The organism is Solirubrobacter ginsenosidimutans (genome assembly GCF_027587205.1).
Genome location: NZ_JAPDOD010000011.1, coordinates 58,388 through 73,982, shown reverse-complemented (window position 1 = coordinate 73,982; position 15,595 = coordinate 58,388). Strand labels below are relative to the sequence as shown.

General features: G+C 67.9%; 14 protein-coding genes. 8 read left to right on the top strand and 6 right to left on the bottom strand.

Annotation, left to right across the window (positions count from 1 at the left end; all coding sequences use genetic code 11):
* Window positions 1-68: 68 nt before the first annotated feature.
* Complete coding sequence (locus OM076_RS13730; RefSeq protein ID WP_270040548.1) at window positions 69-1,613, top strand: aldehyde dehydrogenase family protein; 1,545 nt, start codon at window positions 69-71, stop codon at window positions 1,611-1,613.
* Window positions 1,614-1,674: 61 nt separating this feature from the next.
* Here OM076_RS13730 and OM076_RS46050 read toward each other — a convergent pair whose 3' ends face one another.
* The 3 genes from OM076_RS46050 to OM076_RS13715 all read right to left on the bottom strand — a co-directional run bounded on the left by OM076_RS46050 (window position 1,675) and on the right by OM076_RS13715 (window position 4,402).
* The gene (locus tag OM076_RS46050; protein WP_270040547.1) at window positions 1,675-2,949 is read right to left on the bottom strand and encodes an acetate--CoA ligase family protein; all 1,275 of its coding nucleotides are present in this window, start codon (window positions 2,947-2,949) and stop codon (window positions 1,675-1,677) included.
* Window positions 2,950-3,060: 111 nt separating this feature from the next.
* Window positions 3,061-3,927: an SDR family NAD(P)-dependent oxidoreductase gene (locus OM076_RS13720; RefSeq protein ID WP_270040546.1), complete on the bottom strand. Its 867-nt coding sequence runs from the start codon at window positions 3,925-3,927 to the stop codon at window positions 3,061-3,063.
* Between the two features lie 193 nt (window positions 3,928-4,120).
* Window positions 4,121-4,402: a hypothetical protein gene (locus OM076_RS13715; protein WP_270040545.1), complete on the bottom strand. Its 282-nt coding sequence runs from the start codon at window positions 4,400-4,402 to the stop codon at window positions 4,121-4,123.
* 97 nt (window positions 4,403-4,499) lie between these two features.
* On the opposite strand from OM076_RS13715, the gene OM076_RS13710 reads away from it, so the two are divergent.
* Entirely contained in the window at window positions 4,500-4,901 is a 402-nt protein-coding gene (locus OM076_RS13710) for a hypothetical protein (RefSeq protein ID WP_270040544.1), read from the top strand.
* A gap of 297 nt (window positions 4,902-5,198) precedes the next feature.
* Here OM076_RS13710 and OM076_RS13705 read toward each other — a convergent pair whose 3' ends face one another.
* The 3 genes from OM076_RS13705 to OM076_RS13695 form a co-directional block, all read right to left on the bottom strand.
* Window positions 5,199-6,023 (bottom strand): hypothetical protein, encoded by an 825-nt coding sequence (locus OM076_RS13705; protein ID WP_270040543.1) that lies wholly within the window; start codon window positions 6,021-6,023, stop codon window positions 5,199-5,201.
* Window positions 6,024-6,155: 132 nt separating this feature from the next.
* Entirely contained in the window at window positions 6,156-8,033 is a 1,878-nt protein-coding gene (locus tag OM076_RS13700; protein WP_270040542.1) for a hypothetical protein, read from the bottom strand.
* Between the two features lie 276 nt (window positions 8,034-8,309).
* The gene (locus tag OM076_RS13695) at window positions 8,310-9,749 is read right to left on the bottom strand and encodes a HEPN domain-containing protein (RefSeq protein ID WP_270040541.1); all 1,440 of its coding nucleotides are present in this window, start codon (window positions 9,747-9,749) and stop codon (window positions 8,310-8,312) included.
* A 261-nt stretch (window positions 9,750-10,010) separates the two neighbouring features.
* Here OM076_RS13695 and OM076_RS13690 point away from each other — a divergent pair, with 261 nt between their 5' ends.
* The 6 genes from OM076_RS13690 (at window position 10,011) to OM076_RS13665 (ending at window position 15,295) form a co-directional block, all read left to right on the top strand.
* The gene (locus tag OM076_RS13690) at window positions 10,011-10,220 is read left to right on the top strand and encodes a hypothetical protein (RefSeq protein ID WP_270040540.1); all 210 of its coding nucleotides are present in this window, start codon (window positions 10,011-10,013) and stop codon (window positions 10,218-10,220) included.
* Window positions 10,217-11,155 (top strand): MvdC/MvdD family ATP grasp protein, encoded by a 939-nt coding sequence (locus OM076_RS13685; RefSeq protein ID WP_270040539.1) that lies wholly within the window; start codon window positions 10,217-10,219, stop codon window positions 11,153-11,155. Before OM076_RS13690 ends, OM076_RS13685 begins: the two co-directional genes overlap by 4 nt.
* A gap of 29 nt (window positions 11,156-11,184) precedes the next feature.
* A complete protein-coding gene (locus tag OM076_RS13680; RefSeq protein ID WP_270040538.1) occupies window positions 11,185-11,934 on the top strand; it encodes a hypothetical protein in 750 nt (249 codons plus the stop codon).
* 846 nt (window positions 11,935-12,780) lie between these two features.
* Window positions 12,781-13,380, top strand: a complete 600-nt coding sequence (locus OM076_RS13675) for a hypothetical protein (protein ID WP_270040537.1) — start codon at window positions 12,781-12,783, stop codon at window positions 13,378-13,380.
* 38 nt (window positions 13,381-13,418) lie between these two features.
* Window positions 13,419-14,054 carry a hypothetical protein gene (locus OM076_RS13670; RefSeq protein ID WP_270040536.1) on the top strand — a complete coding sequence of 212 codons (636 nt, stop codon included), beginning with the start codon at window positions 13,419-13,421 and terminating at the stop codon, window positions 14,052-14,054.
* Between the two features lie 383 nt (window positions 14,055-14,437).
* Entirely contained in the window at window positions 14,438-15,295 is an 858-nt protein-coding gene (locus tag OM076_RS13665) for an RNA polymerase sigma factor (protein ID WP_270040535.1), read from the top strand.
* Window positions 15,296-15,595: the final 300 nt, after the last annotated feature.

Below are 15,595 nucleotides of genomic sequence, written 5' to 3'. Positions count from 1 at the left end.
CGATGTATATGGCCGGGGTCGGTGATTGTCTCTGATCGGCAGCGCTTTACACCGAACGGGAGAGAAACATGACCGCAATCCTTCGAGAGCGCACCGCCTACCCTGCCCCTGGTTCGCCTGACAGTCCGATCACCGTCGCCGCGCGATACGGCAACTTCATCGGCGGAGCCTTCGTCGAGCCAGTCGACGGCAACTACCGCGAGAACCGCACGCCCGTCACGGGCGAATTGATCTGCGAGGTCGCGGACTCCACGCCCGGCGACATCGAGCTCGCGCTCGACGCCGCCCACGCGGCCAAGGATGCGTGGGCCGCGCGGTCTCCCGCCGAGCGGGCGTCCGTCCTGAACGCGATCGCCGACGTGATGGAGGCCAACCTCGAGGAGCTGGCCATCGTCGAGAGCTGGGACAACGGCAAGCCCGTGCGTGAGACGCTCGGCGCCGATGTGCCGCTGGCGATCGACCACTTCCGCTACTTCGCCGGCGCGGTCCGCGCAGAAGAGGGCCGGATCTCCGAGATCGACGGCCAGACGTACGCGTACCACTTCCAGGAGCCGCTCGGCGTGGTCGGACAGATCATCCCGTTCAACTTCCCGCTGCTGATGGCTGCCTGGAAGATCGCGCCTGCCCTCGCGGCCGGCAACTGCACGGTCGTCAAGCCGGCCAGCCCGACCCCGTGGTCGGTCCTGAAGCTGTGCGAGCTGATCGCCGACGTGGTACCGGCGGGCGTCGTGAACGTCGTCAACGGCCCGGGCGGCGAGATCGGCAAGGCGCTGGCGACCAACCCGCGCATCGCGAAGGTCTCCTTCACCGGATCGACGGAGATCGGCAAGCAGATCATGGAGTACGCCGCCGAGTCGCTGATCCCGTCGACGACCGAGCTGGGCGGCAAGTCGCCCAACATCTTCTTCGCCGATGTGATGGACGAGGACGACGCGTTCCTCGACAAGGCGGTCGAAGGCCTCGTGATGTTCGCGTTCAACAAGGGCGAGGTCTGCACCTGCCCGTCGCGCGCGCTCATTCAGGAGGACATCTATGACGCGTTCATGAAGCGCTGCCTTGAGCGGATCGCCGCGATTGTGCAAGGCACGCCGCTGGACCCGGCGACCCAGGTCGGCCCGCAGGTCTCGCAGTCGCAGCGCGAGACGATCGAGCGCTACGTGAAGATCGGCCGCGACGAAGGCGCCGAACTGCTCATCGGCGGCGCGCGGCCTGAGCTCGGCGACGAGCTCGACGGCGGCTCCTACTACGAGCCCACCGTGTTCAAGGGCGACAACTCGATGCGCATCTTCCAGGAGGAGATCTTCGGTCCCGTGCTCGCCGTCACCACGTTCCGTGACGAGGCCGAGGCGCTGGCGATCGCCAACGACACGCTGTACGGCCTCGGTGCCGGCGTCTGGACCCGCGACGGCAGCCGCGCGTTCCGCATGGGGCGCGCGATCAAGGCCGGCCGCGTGTGGACCAACTGTTACCACCAGTACCCCGCCGGCGCGGCGTTCGGCGGCTACAAGGCCTCGGGCGTCGGACGCGAGAACCACCGCATGATGCTCGACCACTACACGCAGACCAAGTGCCTGCTCGTCAGCTACGACCCTGAGCCGGTCGGGCTGTTCTAAGGAAGTCCGGCGGAGGCGGTCCTCATGCCAGATGGTGTGAGGTCCGCCGCCGCATCGGCGATCACCACGTCTTGACGCGCTCGATCGGCTGCTGACGCGCGATGCGCATCCGCAGGTCGAGCACAACGCAACCCTTGGGCATGCAACGCACCGGGTTGAGGTCGGCCTCGACGATCTCGGGGGAACCGCGGAGCAGCTCGGCGAACCGCAGGATCACGTCCCGCAGTGCCGGCCGGTCGACCCGCGGGCTCCCGCGGAAGCCGGCCAACTGGGTCGCCACGCTTTCAGATGCGTCGATCAACTCGTCCCCCTCCTCACCGGTCACGGGCAGCATGCGGAACGCGACGGCGCGTGCCAGGCCGGCCTGGCGACCGCCGAGGCCGATCGCCATGACCGGACCGAAGTCGGGATCCCGGACGGCGCCGACGAGCACGTCCGCTCCCGCGCCCACGAACGGCTGCACGAGCGCGCCGATCCACGGCCGTCCCGCCGCCTGCACCCGCCGCTCGAGCTCGCGCCAGCCCGCCCGTGCCGCCTCCTGACCGGCGAGACCGAGGAGTACGGCATCGATGTCACCGGCGTGCCCGGGGGCGGGAAAGTCGGCCTTCAACGCGATCGGTCCCCCGATGCGTTCCGCCGCGGCGACAACCGCTTCAACGTCTTCACAGCGATGCGACGCGACGGTCGCGATGCCGTGGGTCGCCAGTAGGGCGGCGCCGTCCGCGGTGCCGAGCCAGCTCGTGCCGTCCGCTTGGAGTTGCGCGGCGAGCAGCACACCGGCCGCCGTGTGATCGATGTCGTCGTGCATGGGCCGCTGGCCCACCGGACGCGAGAGCCACGCGCGTCGCTCGGCGCCGCGCGCCAGTACGGCGGAACAGGACTCGGGAAACAGGAAGTTGGGCAGTCCCACGGGTCCGTCGGCCGGCAGGCGGCCGTCGGCCGTCACGACGGAGGCGACGACGGGCTTTGACTGCTCGGTCGCCGCGTCGAGGACCGTCCGCGGATCGCCGCCGGCGAGGTCGGCGAAGCACGCGATGACGGCGTCGATGCCTGCGTCGCCGAGCATGCTGCGGATGCCCTTGGCGTACGCCTCCGGATCCGCGTGGATGCCCAGCACCAGCGGGTTCCGTGCACCTTCGTCGAGCTCGCCGATGACCAGCCCGCGCGTCATGCAGCCGTCGGCGGCGAGCGTCGCCACGCCGGTGGAGTTACTGACGATTCCGACCCGCCGACCACCCGGGAGTGGCTGGCCCTCGAAGAACTCGGCGGCGTTGAAGAGTTCCTCACCGCTCGTGAACCGAAGGATCCCGGCGTTGCGCAGGACTGCGTCGATCACGTCGTCGCGGCGCAGCGTCGGCGGCGCAGCTTCGCTCGACCACGTCGAACGGAAGCTCAGCGGCCGTCACGACGCCGAGTCGCTCAGACCCGAGCCGGGAGAGCGGGGCGCTCAGGGCGCGTTGGGCGCCGGCGCAACGACGCACGGATCGATCTGGTCCGCGTCGCGTACGATCGCCTGGATCATCGCGTTGCGCTCGGTCCGGCGATCGAGGAGCGGGTTCACGAGCCCGCGCAGGATCGACATCGGGACCCAGCGGCGCGGCGCGAAGATACGTGGCGCCCGGCGCTCGATGCCGCGCACGATCGCGTCGGCGGCGTCGTCCGGCCCGACCGGCCCCAGCCACCCGCGCGGGAAGGTCGGCTCGAAGCTATCACCGACCCGCTCGGCGAACCCGTCGCGCTCCGCCGCAGTGTGGATGTAGCCGAAGTACGCGACGCTCGCCGAGGCGCCGTGATTCACGAGCTCGGCGCGCAGAGCGCGGCCAAACTGCTCAACCGCCGCCTTCGACATCGCATAGGGGGCGTGCAGCGCCCCGTTGATGAACGCGTACACCGACGATGTCACGACTACGTGCCCGCCGCCGGCAACGACCTCGGGGAGCGCAGCGCTGACCGTGCGGTGCACGCCGAGCAGGTTGACCTCGATCACGCGGTCGAAGAGCCTCGGGTCCATCGCGCGCAGGCTGCTCGGCTTGGGCGTGATGCCGGCGTTCGCGACGACGATGTCGAGCGACCCGCGCTGTTTGACCGTTTGTGTCACGACGCGTTGCATCGCGGCCAGGTCCGTCACGTCGGCGCCGAAGCCGATCGCGCGCGGTCCGATGGCCTGCGCGGCGCGCTGGGCGTCGCGCGCGTCGAGGTCGACGATCACCGCCGTGGCGCCACGCTCCTGGAGCGCGCGCGCCGTTGCGAAGCCGATCCCCCGGGCGGCGCCGGTGACGAGCGCCACCTTGCCTCCTATGTCGAACGAACCCATCAGACACCCACGCTTTCGGGGTGCTGCTGCAGCTCAGCAGGGCTGGGCGGGAGCAGCGGCGCGGAGGGCGACAGGGATTTGCCCTTCACGTCCTTGCCGGTGATCGTGTTGTCCCCCCTCCTTGATCGACGCCCGGGTGATCGAGCCGGCGGCGTGAGCCACGCAGGCGAACGCGGCCAGAGCAGCTTGCGCTTCATGCGCGCTGATTCGCGTCATCTGTGGCGGGATTGCCACGCGCAGACGCCTCGTGCCCTGCGCCGAGGCGCACGTCTTCGTCAGGCACGTCACGCGCGTGGCCGTCCAGTCGCGCCGCCTTGCAGGGCGGGGTGTTGAAGTGGACGAACTCAAGGCGGCCGGTCAACCCGTGGTGACCGAGCACCACGCCGACGGCCGCCCGCACGGAGTCCATCAGCTTGCCCGCGGTCTCGTGGTCGGGTACCGACACCAGCAGGCGCATGCCGATGTCGGCGGTCATCGGGGTTTCCATCAGGGCTCCAGTGGGTTCAGGGCGCAGCGCGGCCGGGAGTGGCGAGGATCCGGCGCTGGGAAACGGCCCAAGGATCCGATGACGCATGCGCTATCGCGATGGCGTATACGTTACCGCGCAGTTCCTCACCTGTGATCGGACACTCGTCCACGCCCGCCACAAGCCGGAGCCCGCGCCGTCGGTAGAGTTCCCGCTCGTGGCCCTGCACGCGACGACGATCCGCTTCGGCGACCGGGGCTATATGGCAATCGCTCGCGCGGCGGACTCGCAGGGGATCAGCGTGTCGCAGTACGTCCGCGAGGCTGCCCTGATCCGCGCTGTGCTCGACGACCTGGACTACGCCGAGCAGGCCGTCCACACCGCCCACGACCTGCTCGCCGTTGCCCGCGAGATCCGCCGCCTCGCCGAGGTCGACCCGCCGGGGCCGCCGCGGGCGGGCGCCGGACGCAAACGCTCCGCTTCTGCGAAGGACCGACAAGACAGCTAGCCCGCACGCGGTCTGGGCCGCGGGGACGCCACCAGTTCTGGCCGGTCAATCGCCTAGTGGACCCTGGCCCCTCCGCCGCCGGATGGGCGACCAGCGCTGGTACGTGATCCCCGATGCCACCGATCCGGACACCGTGCTGGACTGGCTGGTCACCCGCGCGCTTGCTGAACACGTACCCGGAGCACTGCGACGAGTGCGGGCGCCGGGCGTCGTGATCGACTCTCTGCAGACGCCGGCCGAGGCGTCCGCACGACGCCGGCTCGCTGAGCTCGAGGCGACCTACACCGAACAGCGCCGTCAGCTCGAAGAGGAGTCGCGCGGCGCCGCGGACGCGGCCGAGCCGATTCGACACGGGTTGCTGTACGACACCGTCACAAGTCGAAGCTCGCCGAACCATGGCAAGAGCCGCTTGCGCCCGTGCGTCGCGTAATCCTGCAGCGTGCCGGGCGTGATGTACGGGCGCTTGGCCTCGAGAAGCTTCTTCCAGAACTCGCCGAACGTGTCGGGCGTGGCGCGGATCTCGCCGCGTCGGACCTCTTCGAGGGCGATACCGCGGGCGGTCAAGGCTGCGCTGCGACTGGTGAAGCCGCGACGGGTCGTGAGCCGTCCGTCGGACTGCCGGTAGACGAAGCGCCAGCGAGTGCCGGCACTGGTCGCATAGGCGTAGACGCCCGACTGGTCGCCGGGCGACGGTCTCGGATCGTTGAACCGCGCTTCCTCGACGACGTCGCGCGAGGCATCCGGCGGGTTCAGCGTCCAATCCAACTCTTGCGCCTCGGCCTCCGTTGCGCACGTCCGCGATCGCTGCCGTCCGCTTTCGCGCCACCGGACGACCCAGCGGTCCCGGTTTCGTTCGTAGTGCACGCTCATGGCGGCCTCCCAGTGGTGGGGAACACTGGGGAACACGGGTTGTTCCCCAGTTGCCAGAGGCGTTGTCACGGAATGTTGTCCCCCGCGGGACAGAGTCGGCCGAGAACGACGAAAGCCCCGCCGTAGCGGGGCTTTCTGCGATGCGCCGAAGAGGACTCGAACCTCCACCCGGTTATCCCGGACCAGGCCCTCAACCTGGTTCGCACCTGCCCGATCCGTGCCGTTTTGCTCTATGCGGTCGATTCTTTCCACGCGAGGGAACACATTGGACGCTCTGGACGATCTGGATGTTGTCACGGGTGTTGTCGCGATAGGAGACCAGGGTCTTTGGGAGGAACCGAACGGCGACTCGCCAGAGCGCCGTCACCATTGCGACGCTGGACGTCAGTCGCCAAGCGGTGTTCGCAACGCCTTCGCCGGGTCGCCACCGAGCCGCAGCGTCTCGAGCGCGTCGTTGTAGCGCCGCCGCTGCTCCGCGAAGTGCTCGACAACCGTTGTCTCGCGAAGCAGGGCGTCCATCGTGGATTCGAGCGCGTGCGCGGCGACCTCGTCTTGGAAGCCAACGATCGAGTGGGCCGTCGGAAGAAGCAGAGGACCACCGTGAACGATGACGTTGCGGGTGCGCACGGCTCTGGCATGTTGCGTCGTGAACTCGGACTCGAGTCGCTTGAGCCAGGAGAAGACGGTCGATCCGTCGGCCGTCCGTGCGCTGAGGTCGATGAGCCAATCTCCGATCCAGCCGTCGGGGGGAAACCGCGCGATGAGCCAGCTGAGTCTCTCGAGGACCTTCCACGGGTAGACGCGCGGGCGCCACGAGTCGCGGTCCGGTCGGAAGATCTCCGCGCTCACCTTCAGGAAGGCCGCACGCTCCTCTGGTGTAGTGGTGGCTCCGCTGTGCCCACGCATATTGTCCACCGCCTCGCGACCAGCGCGTTCGAGCTCGTCGGCGACCTGCGCCCAGCACCAAGACCAAGCGAGGTTGTCAGCCACGAATGCGGGAGGGCTGAGATCCGCCCATCGCGCACATTGCTCGATGATTCGGCTCGAGAGCACGAGCCGGGCCGGCGGACCGGTCCGCCGCGCGTCGTGGAGCCACTGGTTGAGTTGAAGCGCCGCGCGTAGCCGGCGATCAGTCACTGGGAGGTGGGCTCGAAGGCGGGGGAGCTCTCGCTTGATGGTTTCCGCTGTCGGGTCGCGGATCACGTCGGTACGGCTTAGTCGCGTGTAGATGTCGGGGTCGCCAACCGGACCGGACGACTCGAACACGGCATCGCCGTCGACGAAATGGATGACCTTGCCGCTGATCCGCCAATTTGTGCCACCTTGCAGAACCGATGCGCGAGCGAGGAGTAGCTCAAGCGTGTCCCGCGCTCGATCACGGGCCCCGGCCGTAGGGCCGTCCCCGAGATCGACGCGCGCGAACACGACGGGGATTTGCTCCTGGACCGGTTGCTCAGGGTGAAGGCGAGGCCACGCCCTCGCCAATACCTCGGGATCGGCCGCCAGTTCCGGCGGCACTCCCGCCCGCTGTCCAGTCCACACGCCGAGCACCGCGAGTAGCCAGTCTCCGTCAAAGAGCTCGACGCGGGGGTCGGAGGACGGTTCAGACGCTGAGGCATGATCGACGCACAGCCAGACAACGGATCGGCCCTGCCTCGCATCGGCCTGAAGTGCGGTACGGGCGGTATCAAGCCGACTCTCGAACGGAGTGTCGGGAAACCACTCGACGGCGTTACGAAGCCGGTCGGCGACGACCGACCAATCGTGTCCATGTCGCTCGCCAGCGGAGGCCAAAAGCGCCAGGTGCCAGCGCACCGCCGGCGCGGGCGAGCCGGGACGGACGTGTTGTTCCGCCGCTTCGAGAAGGTCCTCGAACGCAGCGAGTAGCGTGCCGGGTTGGACGAGGCCACCGGCCAAATGCGCCGCGGCATCGGAGATCGCTCTCCGATGCAGACCCTCCTTGACCCGTTGCGCCGCGAGAACCCGTTCCAGTGCCGCGACATGCGGCGCGGCAGCTATCACACGTTCGAGATGCGCTCCCAGCAACGACCATGACGCGACGACGTCGCCCAAGAGCGAGCGCCAATCGCGGTCGCCCCTGCCAAGCGCTGCCCAACGAGAGTCATCGTCGACCCACTCCGCAAACTCATCGGCGACGTCGCTCGGCTCGAGGTCGACCCCCATTGATGCGGGCCGTCTCCAGCGTTCGAGCAGGGCCGGTTTGAGCTCACGAAACCAAATCGGATCGTCAGAGGCGGTCATCGACCCCCGGCTGAATACCGATACCTCCGGACGTTCCTGCGATACGCCGGTCCTTGGGTCGGTCGCTCGCAAGCTCGATCAAGCCGACGTCATCGAAGCGGTGCGCCAAGTCCTGATCGCGATGGTCGCTACGGAAGACCTTCCGGTGTGACTCGAGCCGCCGCCTCGGAAGAGCCAACCGCGCGACCACCCCAGCAGGAGTGGATGGCACTGCTGGCGCGCACGGACCAGCGGCTAACTATCTGGCGGGTGCGTCCCGACTTCGGCCGGGGCGCGTTATTCCTTTACCGTAAGCGCGTCCAGGATCACGTGACGGTCGATGTCCGCACCGCCGGCGAGTTCTGGTCGGCGCGCGAGCGCATCGATCACGCGACGGAGATAGGTGGTGGCGAGATCGACGGTGCGAATCTCTTGCTCGCCGACCTGGATGCTCTGCTTCCTGGCGACGTTTCTCGCGTTTCCGTGGGCTACTGCGGAACGATAGCCGTAGATGTGCTTGACCGCCGCGAACACCTGATTCGGATCGGCGGCCTGCTCATCGAGACGCGCGAGGACCGCTGCCGCGCGTAGTGCCAGCTTGTGCGTGACCTCGGTCGTCGTCTGGTCGCCGAGGATCGCCTCGAGGCCGATGACGAGGTCAAGGATGGAGTCACGGTCGTTGTCGCGGAGCATCGCGTCGCTCAGTCGGCCGGCGGCGAGGGGAAGAGTGCCGCCGTCCGGTGCGTTCGCGAGGTTGGTGTAGAGGGCGGCAACTTCCGCAATTTGGTCATCGGTTACGGGGGGACGAGCATCGAGCCACCCGTATCGCTCGAAAGGCGCTGGGTAGCGCCGCACGGCGATTCCATTCACAACCGGCGGGAGATCGGCGGTGTAGCTGCGCGCCCATCCCTGCGGCCGCACGAAGGCCTGCGCGTATCCGGTCTCGAGGCCGGTGACCACGCGAAGCGCGTCGAAGAAGCGATCGATGATCTCGGCGGGATACCAACCCATGTCCGACGGCCCCGGCTGGAACGGATTCGGCGAGGTCATCTGCCATCCGAGCAGCACGAGCGCGTGCGTCGCCGCATTGACGACAGTCTGATTCACCGTCGCCCCTGAGCTAGATCCTCGCGCTCGCGCGAGCTGCAGGTCATCAAGTAGCTTCGCGATGACGACGTTGTCCGCGACAGGCAGAACGCTCGGTGTCTCGAAGTGCGTCAACGCGATCGGGACGACGATGGCGATCGGTAGCTGTTCAACGAGGATCGCGGTCTCGACCTCTTCGTAGATGGGCTCGATGTCCTCTTCGCGGAAGTCTGGACCGTGGAGGTGCACCGTCCTCTCGAAGACCTGTGTCGGCACTTCGCCGACATTGATCAGGAAAAACAGGCGCTTGAAGTTGTCGGGCACATTGGCCTGTGCGTGGGCGCCGAAGTATGAGCCGAGGCGATCGTCGCGTTCAACGATGGCCAGAAGCTCCTTGAACGATTCCCAGTCCTCGTAGCCGTACGGAGTCCATGTATTCGGACGTGGACCGAGCAACTCCCCAAAGCGGAACACCTTCGCGTCGAAGTCCCGCACGAGATGCGGAAAGCCGGACTTGAAGTGGTCGATCTTCATCCAGTCGGAGAACGTCGGCACGAACTTTCCAGCGGCCAGATGCTCCTGGACAACTGCCCGGGCGTCGAGCACGACCGCCTTCACCGCCGCGAACAGCTCCGAATTCTGCACCGTCATCGAGGCGGAACCGTACCGCTCAGTGCTGAGGCGTGGTGACGCCGGTCGCCGGCCCTCAGTTTCACGAGAAGGTGAAGAATCGGCTGGCGTGGCTGCCGCCCGTCGGTGGCGTGCACGGCTGGGAGCCGTGTTTCGAATCCCGTTCGCCGGACCCTCCGCGAGACTGACCCAAGGAGCCGGCAGTGACGCCGCCCGCAAACACGGGCGGATTCCCGTATCAATCGGTTCCTGCAGTCCGATGTGGCCGATAGCGTCAACGTCATGGCAAATAGTGAAAGCGGCGGGCGCCCATGGCTGCTCGACCTCGCCACCGAACAACGCGGCGCACGCGAGCCGCTGCAGGGCGTCACGTACGACGACGGGGCCCAGATGACCTACCTGGCCGAGCCCTACATCGCGGTGATCGACACCGATCAGCGCTCGCAGACCAAGAAGGCCGACCGCGAGGTCGGTGAGGACCAGAAGCTGTGAGTCATCGCGGCGTCCTGATCGTTACCAACGAGCACGACGTCGAAGCCGACCTCGTCGTCCGCGAGCTCGTGCGGCGCGATCACGGCGTCGTGCGGCTCAATACCGAACGGTTCGAGTCCTGGCGGATCGCCGTCGAGCCGGGGCGGGCGTGGACCCTCGAGGGCCATGGGCGTCGACTTCATAGCGAAGGCTGCAGCGGCGTGTGGTGGCGTCGTCCGGAGTCGGCGGCGACGCCTCGCGACGTTGCCGATGAGGAGTGGGCGGTGATCTGCGCCCACCAGTTCACGCTGATCAGCGCGCTGCAGCACGTCGACGGTCCTCGCTGGATGTCCCGCCCGAGTGCTATTCGCGTCGCAGACGACAAGGCCCGCCAGCTCGTCGCCGCTGCTGCCGCCGGCTTCCGCGTTCCGGCGACAACGTGGACTAACGACGTGATCGCCGCCGAGCAGCGACTTGTGGCGCACGGGGGCCACGGGATCGCCAAGCCCACGGCTACGGCGTACTGGGAGCACGACGACACCTCGCATTTCGTCTTCGCGCATGCGATTGGCACCGCCGGGCTCCCACGGCCCGACTCGCTCGCGCCCGCCCCGCTGGCATTCCAGCAGCGAATCGAGGCCAAGCGCGACGTTCGCGTGACCGTTGTCGGGACGGCGGCGTTCGCTGCGGTCACCGACGACGCGACGATCGACGAACCTGATTGGCGCCTGGCCGACACCCCGATGTGGGCGCCATACGAGCTGCCGCCGGAGATACGGCAGCGCTGCGTGCTGCTCGTCGCCGACCTGGGTCTGCTCTTCGCGGGCGTGGATCTGCTCGTCGACGCTGACGGCGAGCATTGGTTCTGCGAGCTCAACCCCAACGGCGAGTGGGGGTGGCTCGACGCTGCCGGCCTTCCGATCGCCGAGGCGATCGCCGCAGAGCTCACCCAGTGACCCACAGGCGACCGAACTGGTGGCAGTCGGTGATCCTATGGGAGCCGCTCGAATACGTGTTCCCGACGGCGACGAACTGGTACGTCAACCGGTTCTATCTGTGCGACGAGCTCGACGTCCCAAATCTGCCCGAGGCGCCTTGGGCTCAGCAAGAGGCCAACGCGCTGCTAACGCGTAGCGAGGACCGCCTGCGCAGCCTCGAATCTAAAGGGCCGGGACTAGTCACGGTGTCGGCGATCATCGCCGCCGGAATCGGCGCCGCCATCGTCGAGGCCGGCGATGACGCCACGCTCATCGGCAAAGCACTGCTCGGGTTGGCTCTGTGGTACGCGGCATGGTCGCTCGCCGTCCCGCTCTACCTGGTGGGTCCGCAGAAGCGGTCCACGATTGATGTCGCCGACCTTGAGTTCGCCGCCGGTCTGCCGTCGCCCACGCAGCACCTCGCACAGGTGGCCGTCGAGGCCGCCCAGGCAAACACCCGCCGGACCCAGCGGATCGTCAACCTGCAGGAGGCAGCGCGGAACGAGGTAATCCTCGCGCTCGCGGTGCTGCTCACGTGGTTCCTGCTCGGCCCGGCGACCGGACTGCTTGAACGCGACACAAAACCCGCGCCGAAGGTAGGCGGGCCGCCGGGCACGTTGCCAATCAGGTCGCCCGCGGCCGCAACTGAAAGGACATGGCGGCTACCGGTTCCGACCCAGTCGAGCACGTCGGATCCGATGTCGGCATTGCCCCATAAACGTCGTGAGCCCGCTCGCCCACTCCCGTCATCGCGATAGCCAGGCGGTGCCTCCCGGGCACGTGAAGTTGCCGTTTGATGACGAAGTAAAGAAGAGAAGACCCCTACTGTTGGCCGTCTTCGCGAGGGAACGGCCCGTCTCCGCACGCCTCGACATGACCTTGTTCGACCTGTTAGTCCGCGGGAGAGAGTGCACTACGCGGGCTCGGGCGCCGGACACGCTGCAGACTTCGGGCGCCCGCGACCTGTCTCTCGCTGAACGGCGGGCCTGACCGAGACGTCGAGGCGGACGCTTTTCGTGGTCCGCGCCGGCCTGTCGCTTGGGTTCGGCCGCGAGCAACTCCCTCACCCCGTCGATGGCCGTCTTGTGCGCATCGCCGCGCGACACACCGATCGTCACGACCGACGGCATCCACGGCAAATGTCGCGCTGATCCGGGCTCCTTCGTCCGGATCGAACAGAACACGCCGGAACTGTCGCGCCGCCATGGCAACAATTCCAGGCTGAGTTCGAGCCGCGGTGTCGCTAACTCGAACGCAACCCAAGGCGAGCAGCACAGATCAACGTCAACGAAGCCGCAAGGGGTCTCAAAGCGACAGGTTCGCGTGGTCTAACCGGATTGCCCGTTTGCGGGGTTCGGCGGCTTGGTCGGTGTTATGGCCGATCGGGATCGTGTGGTGGGGCTTCGTGGTGATGAGGCCGAGTTGTTTGGTGGGTTCAATGACGAGCTCGTCCGGAGGGTCGGGGGCTATGTCGTTCATGACGATCCGGAGGTGATCGTCGAGGCGTGCGGGTTCGCGTGGGCGCAGTTCATGCGCTACCAGCCTGATCGCGGGTCGAATTGGCGGGGTGGCTGTTTCGGACGGCGGCGCGGCAGGCGTGGCGGTTGGCGCGCCAGTCTCGGCGCGATGCGGCGTCCGTCGTCGCGTTAGGTTCGACCGAGCTCGCGGAGACGGTCTCGCTGGTTGACGAGATCGAGCTGCGGCGGGACGTCGTGGACGCGTTGTCGGTGTTGTCGCGCCTTGGTCTGCGGCTTCAGCGGGTGGCGTTGCTTCGGGCGCTCGGGTTCACGCACCCCGAGATCGCCACGCTGACGGGCGAGAGCGAGGTTCGTGTCGATCGGCTTCTCGTGCGCGCGCAAGAAGAGATCCGCGAAATCCTCATCGAGCAGCGACGCGCGGACGGGCAGTCATCGCCGCGGGCGGAGCGGCTGTGGGAGCTCGAGCGCGAACCTCCGCCGTGGCTGGTGGACCGGATCGGGTCGCCACGGAGGCCGTCGCACAAGCACGGTGTCGAGACCGAGCGGCGGTCGTGGCGGCGGGCGGCGTTGGCGCTCGACGACTACCGCGAAGCCGTCGGTCCCGAACAGTTCGCGGCGCTCAGCGCGGAGGCGCCGCCGGAACCGACGGTTCGCCAGCTTCACGCTCGCGTCGTGCGTGCGCTTGCGGAGCACTCGGCGGTCCGCAGCCGCGGGCACGAGCGGTAGGGACGCGATGATGCTGCGAGGACGTTGAGATGACGCGGGTGGATGAGATCGAGGCGGTGACGCTGGCGGCGTATCGAGCGGGTCTTGAGGAGTTGCGTGGGGTGGGGGAGAGCGTGGATGCGCTGTTTGATCACCTGGGGGACGTCAATGCGCAGGTGTCCGACCCGACGATCGCGGTGCGGTTCGGTCTCGCCGGCCGGTTGCTCGCGGCCGCGCAGCTGGTGGCTGAGGAGCCGTGGACGGAGGCGCAGATCCGGCAGATGGTTCGGGATCTGCTCGATGCTCAGCGGGCGGAGCGTGATGACGCGGCCCCGGTGTCTGAGTTGCGGGCGCGGCCGGAGGAGAGCGCGATCGACAACCTCGACACGCTGCTGGTCGACGAGACGTTGCGCGAGGGGCTGGAGATGGCGTGCTCGCTGGCCGCGTCGATGATCTTGCAGTGGATGGTGCCGGCGGAGATGGATCTCGAGCTCAGCCTGGCGCTGCAGCAGGAGCTGACGGAGCTTGCCGATGACGCGACGGTGCTGCTGTCGATCGCGCCGCCGCGGGGGACGGACGGGATGTACTTCGAGGAGCTGCTCGGACTCTTGATCGCGCGCGCCAGACGCGACGGGCCGGGCCGGGCAACACCAGCTCGGCACTACAGCAATCGCCGGAAACCGGCTGGCTCCTGATCGCCGCCGCGGCGGCGAGCGCGCACGCGGACTGGAGCGGGCAGCGGGTCGAAGAATCGATTCTCCGCTCGGTCGCACGCGCGACCGAGCGACTGGCGAGCGGACGTGTCCCGGAGCAACCGCAGCGATTCTCGGCGGCGGGTGCGCTTGAGCACGTCCGAGAGGCGGCAACCAACGCGGCTCTCTCGAGGCTGGGGGAGCTCCTGCACCCGGAAGACTCGTTCACCGATGACGAGCTCGACGGACTCCTGGAGGTCAGCAGCACGGGACTCGTCGGGGCGTGGGTGAGTCGGCGGCTGCCGGCGTAGTCGGCGTGGTGGTCGGATGCTGAGGGCGCGAAGAACTTTGCCCGGATCGGTGGCTCGGCGGCTTGAGCCGCTGAGATGGCCGATTCCGATCAATTCCCGCCCGCGCACGGCGATGAGGCGGACCTGTTCCGCGCGTTCAACAATGACCTGATGCAGTCCATAGACCGTTCGGTGCGTGACACGACGCCGCAGACGATCGAGGACGCGTGCGCGTTTGCCTGGACGGAGTTCATGCGCCACCAGCCCTCGCGCGAGAGGAACTGGCAGGGCTGGTTGTTCCGCGTCGCGCAGCGAGAGGCGTGGCGGCTCGAGCGCGGGCGCCTTGATCACAACAAGCACGAATTCAACGCGCTGCACGAGGTCGAGGTCGTCGACGACGGTGTCTCGCCGTTGGAGGAGATCGAGATCCGCAACGACGTCAAGGACGCGCTGACGATTGTGTCCAAGCTTCCGCCGCGGCTGCAGCGGGTTGCGCTGTTGCGCGCGCTCGGGCATACCTATCGCCAGATCGGTGAGCTGACGGGCGTCAGTACCGGTCGGGCGCACAAGATTGGCGTGCAGGTCGACGATCAGATCCGCGAGCTGCTCGCCGAGCGGGCGCGTCTGCGGGGTCATCCTTCGCCGCGTGCCGAGCGGCTGTGGGAGCTTGAGCAGCGCCCGCCCGAGTGGCTGGTGGAGAAGATCGGTCCGCAGGTCCGGCTCTCGCGCAAGGTCGCTGGTCGGCCGGTGCAGCAACGGGCGTGGCGACGGGCCGCGCTGGCGCTGGATGACTATCGCCGGGTCGCAGGTGCCGAGGGTTTTGCGGCGATGACCGCTGATCCGCCGGCGAGCCCGATACTCCGCGCGCCGCATGCCGCTGCGACCAAGGCGCTGGATGAGTTTCACGGCCTGCGTGAGCGAGAGCGCGAACAAGAACGCTCGCGCGAGCGCTGACGGGGCCACTTTCTCAGCCGTAGCCCTCTATGGGGTATGCAGCTGCCCGTTCTCGTTCCGATCGAGCATCGTGGAGAACTCGTCGCGCTCGTTTCCACCCGGCGCACGCACATCGTCTCTCCGCGTCTATTGGCCGCTCCTACAGGCGACGCCGATCTACTGTTCGTCGCGTTGATGTGTGCGTGCTGCGCCGAGGTTCTGGCCGGCCGTATCCCTGGGCCGTACACCGACGCGCTGGGGCGCGATTGGGCGCAGCGTGCGCTCGACGCCTCAACGCAGAGGACCGAGGCGACCCGCGAC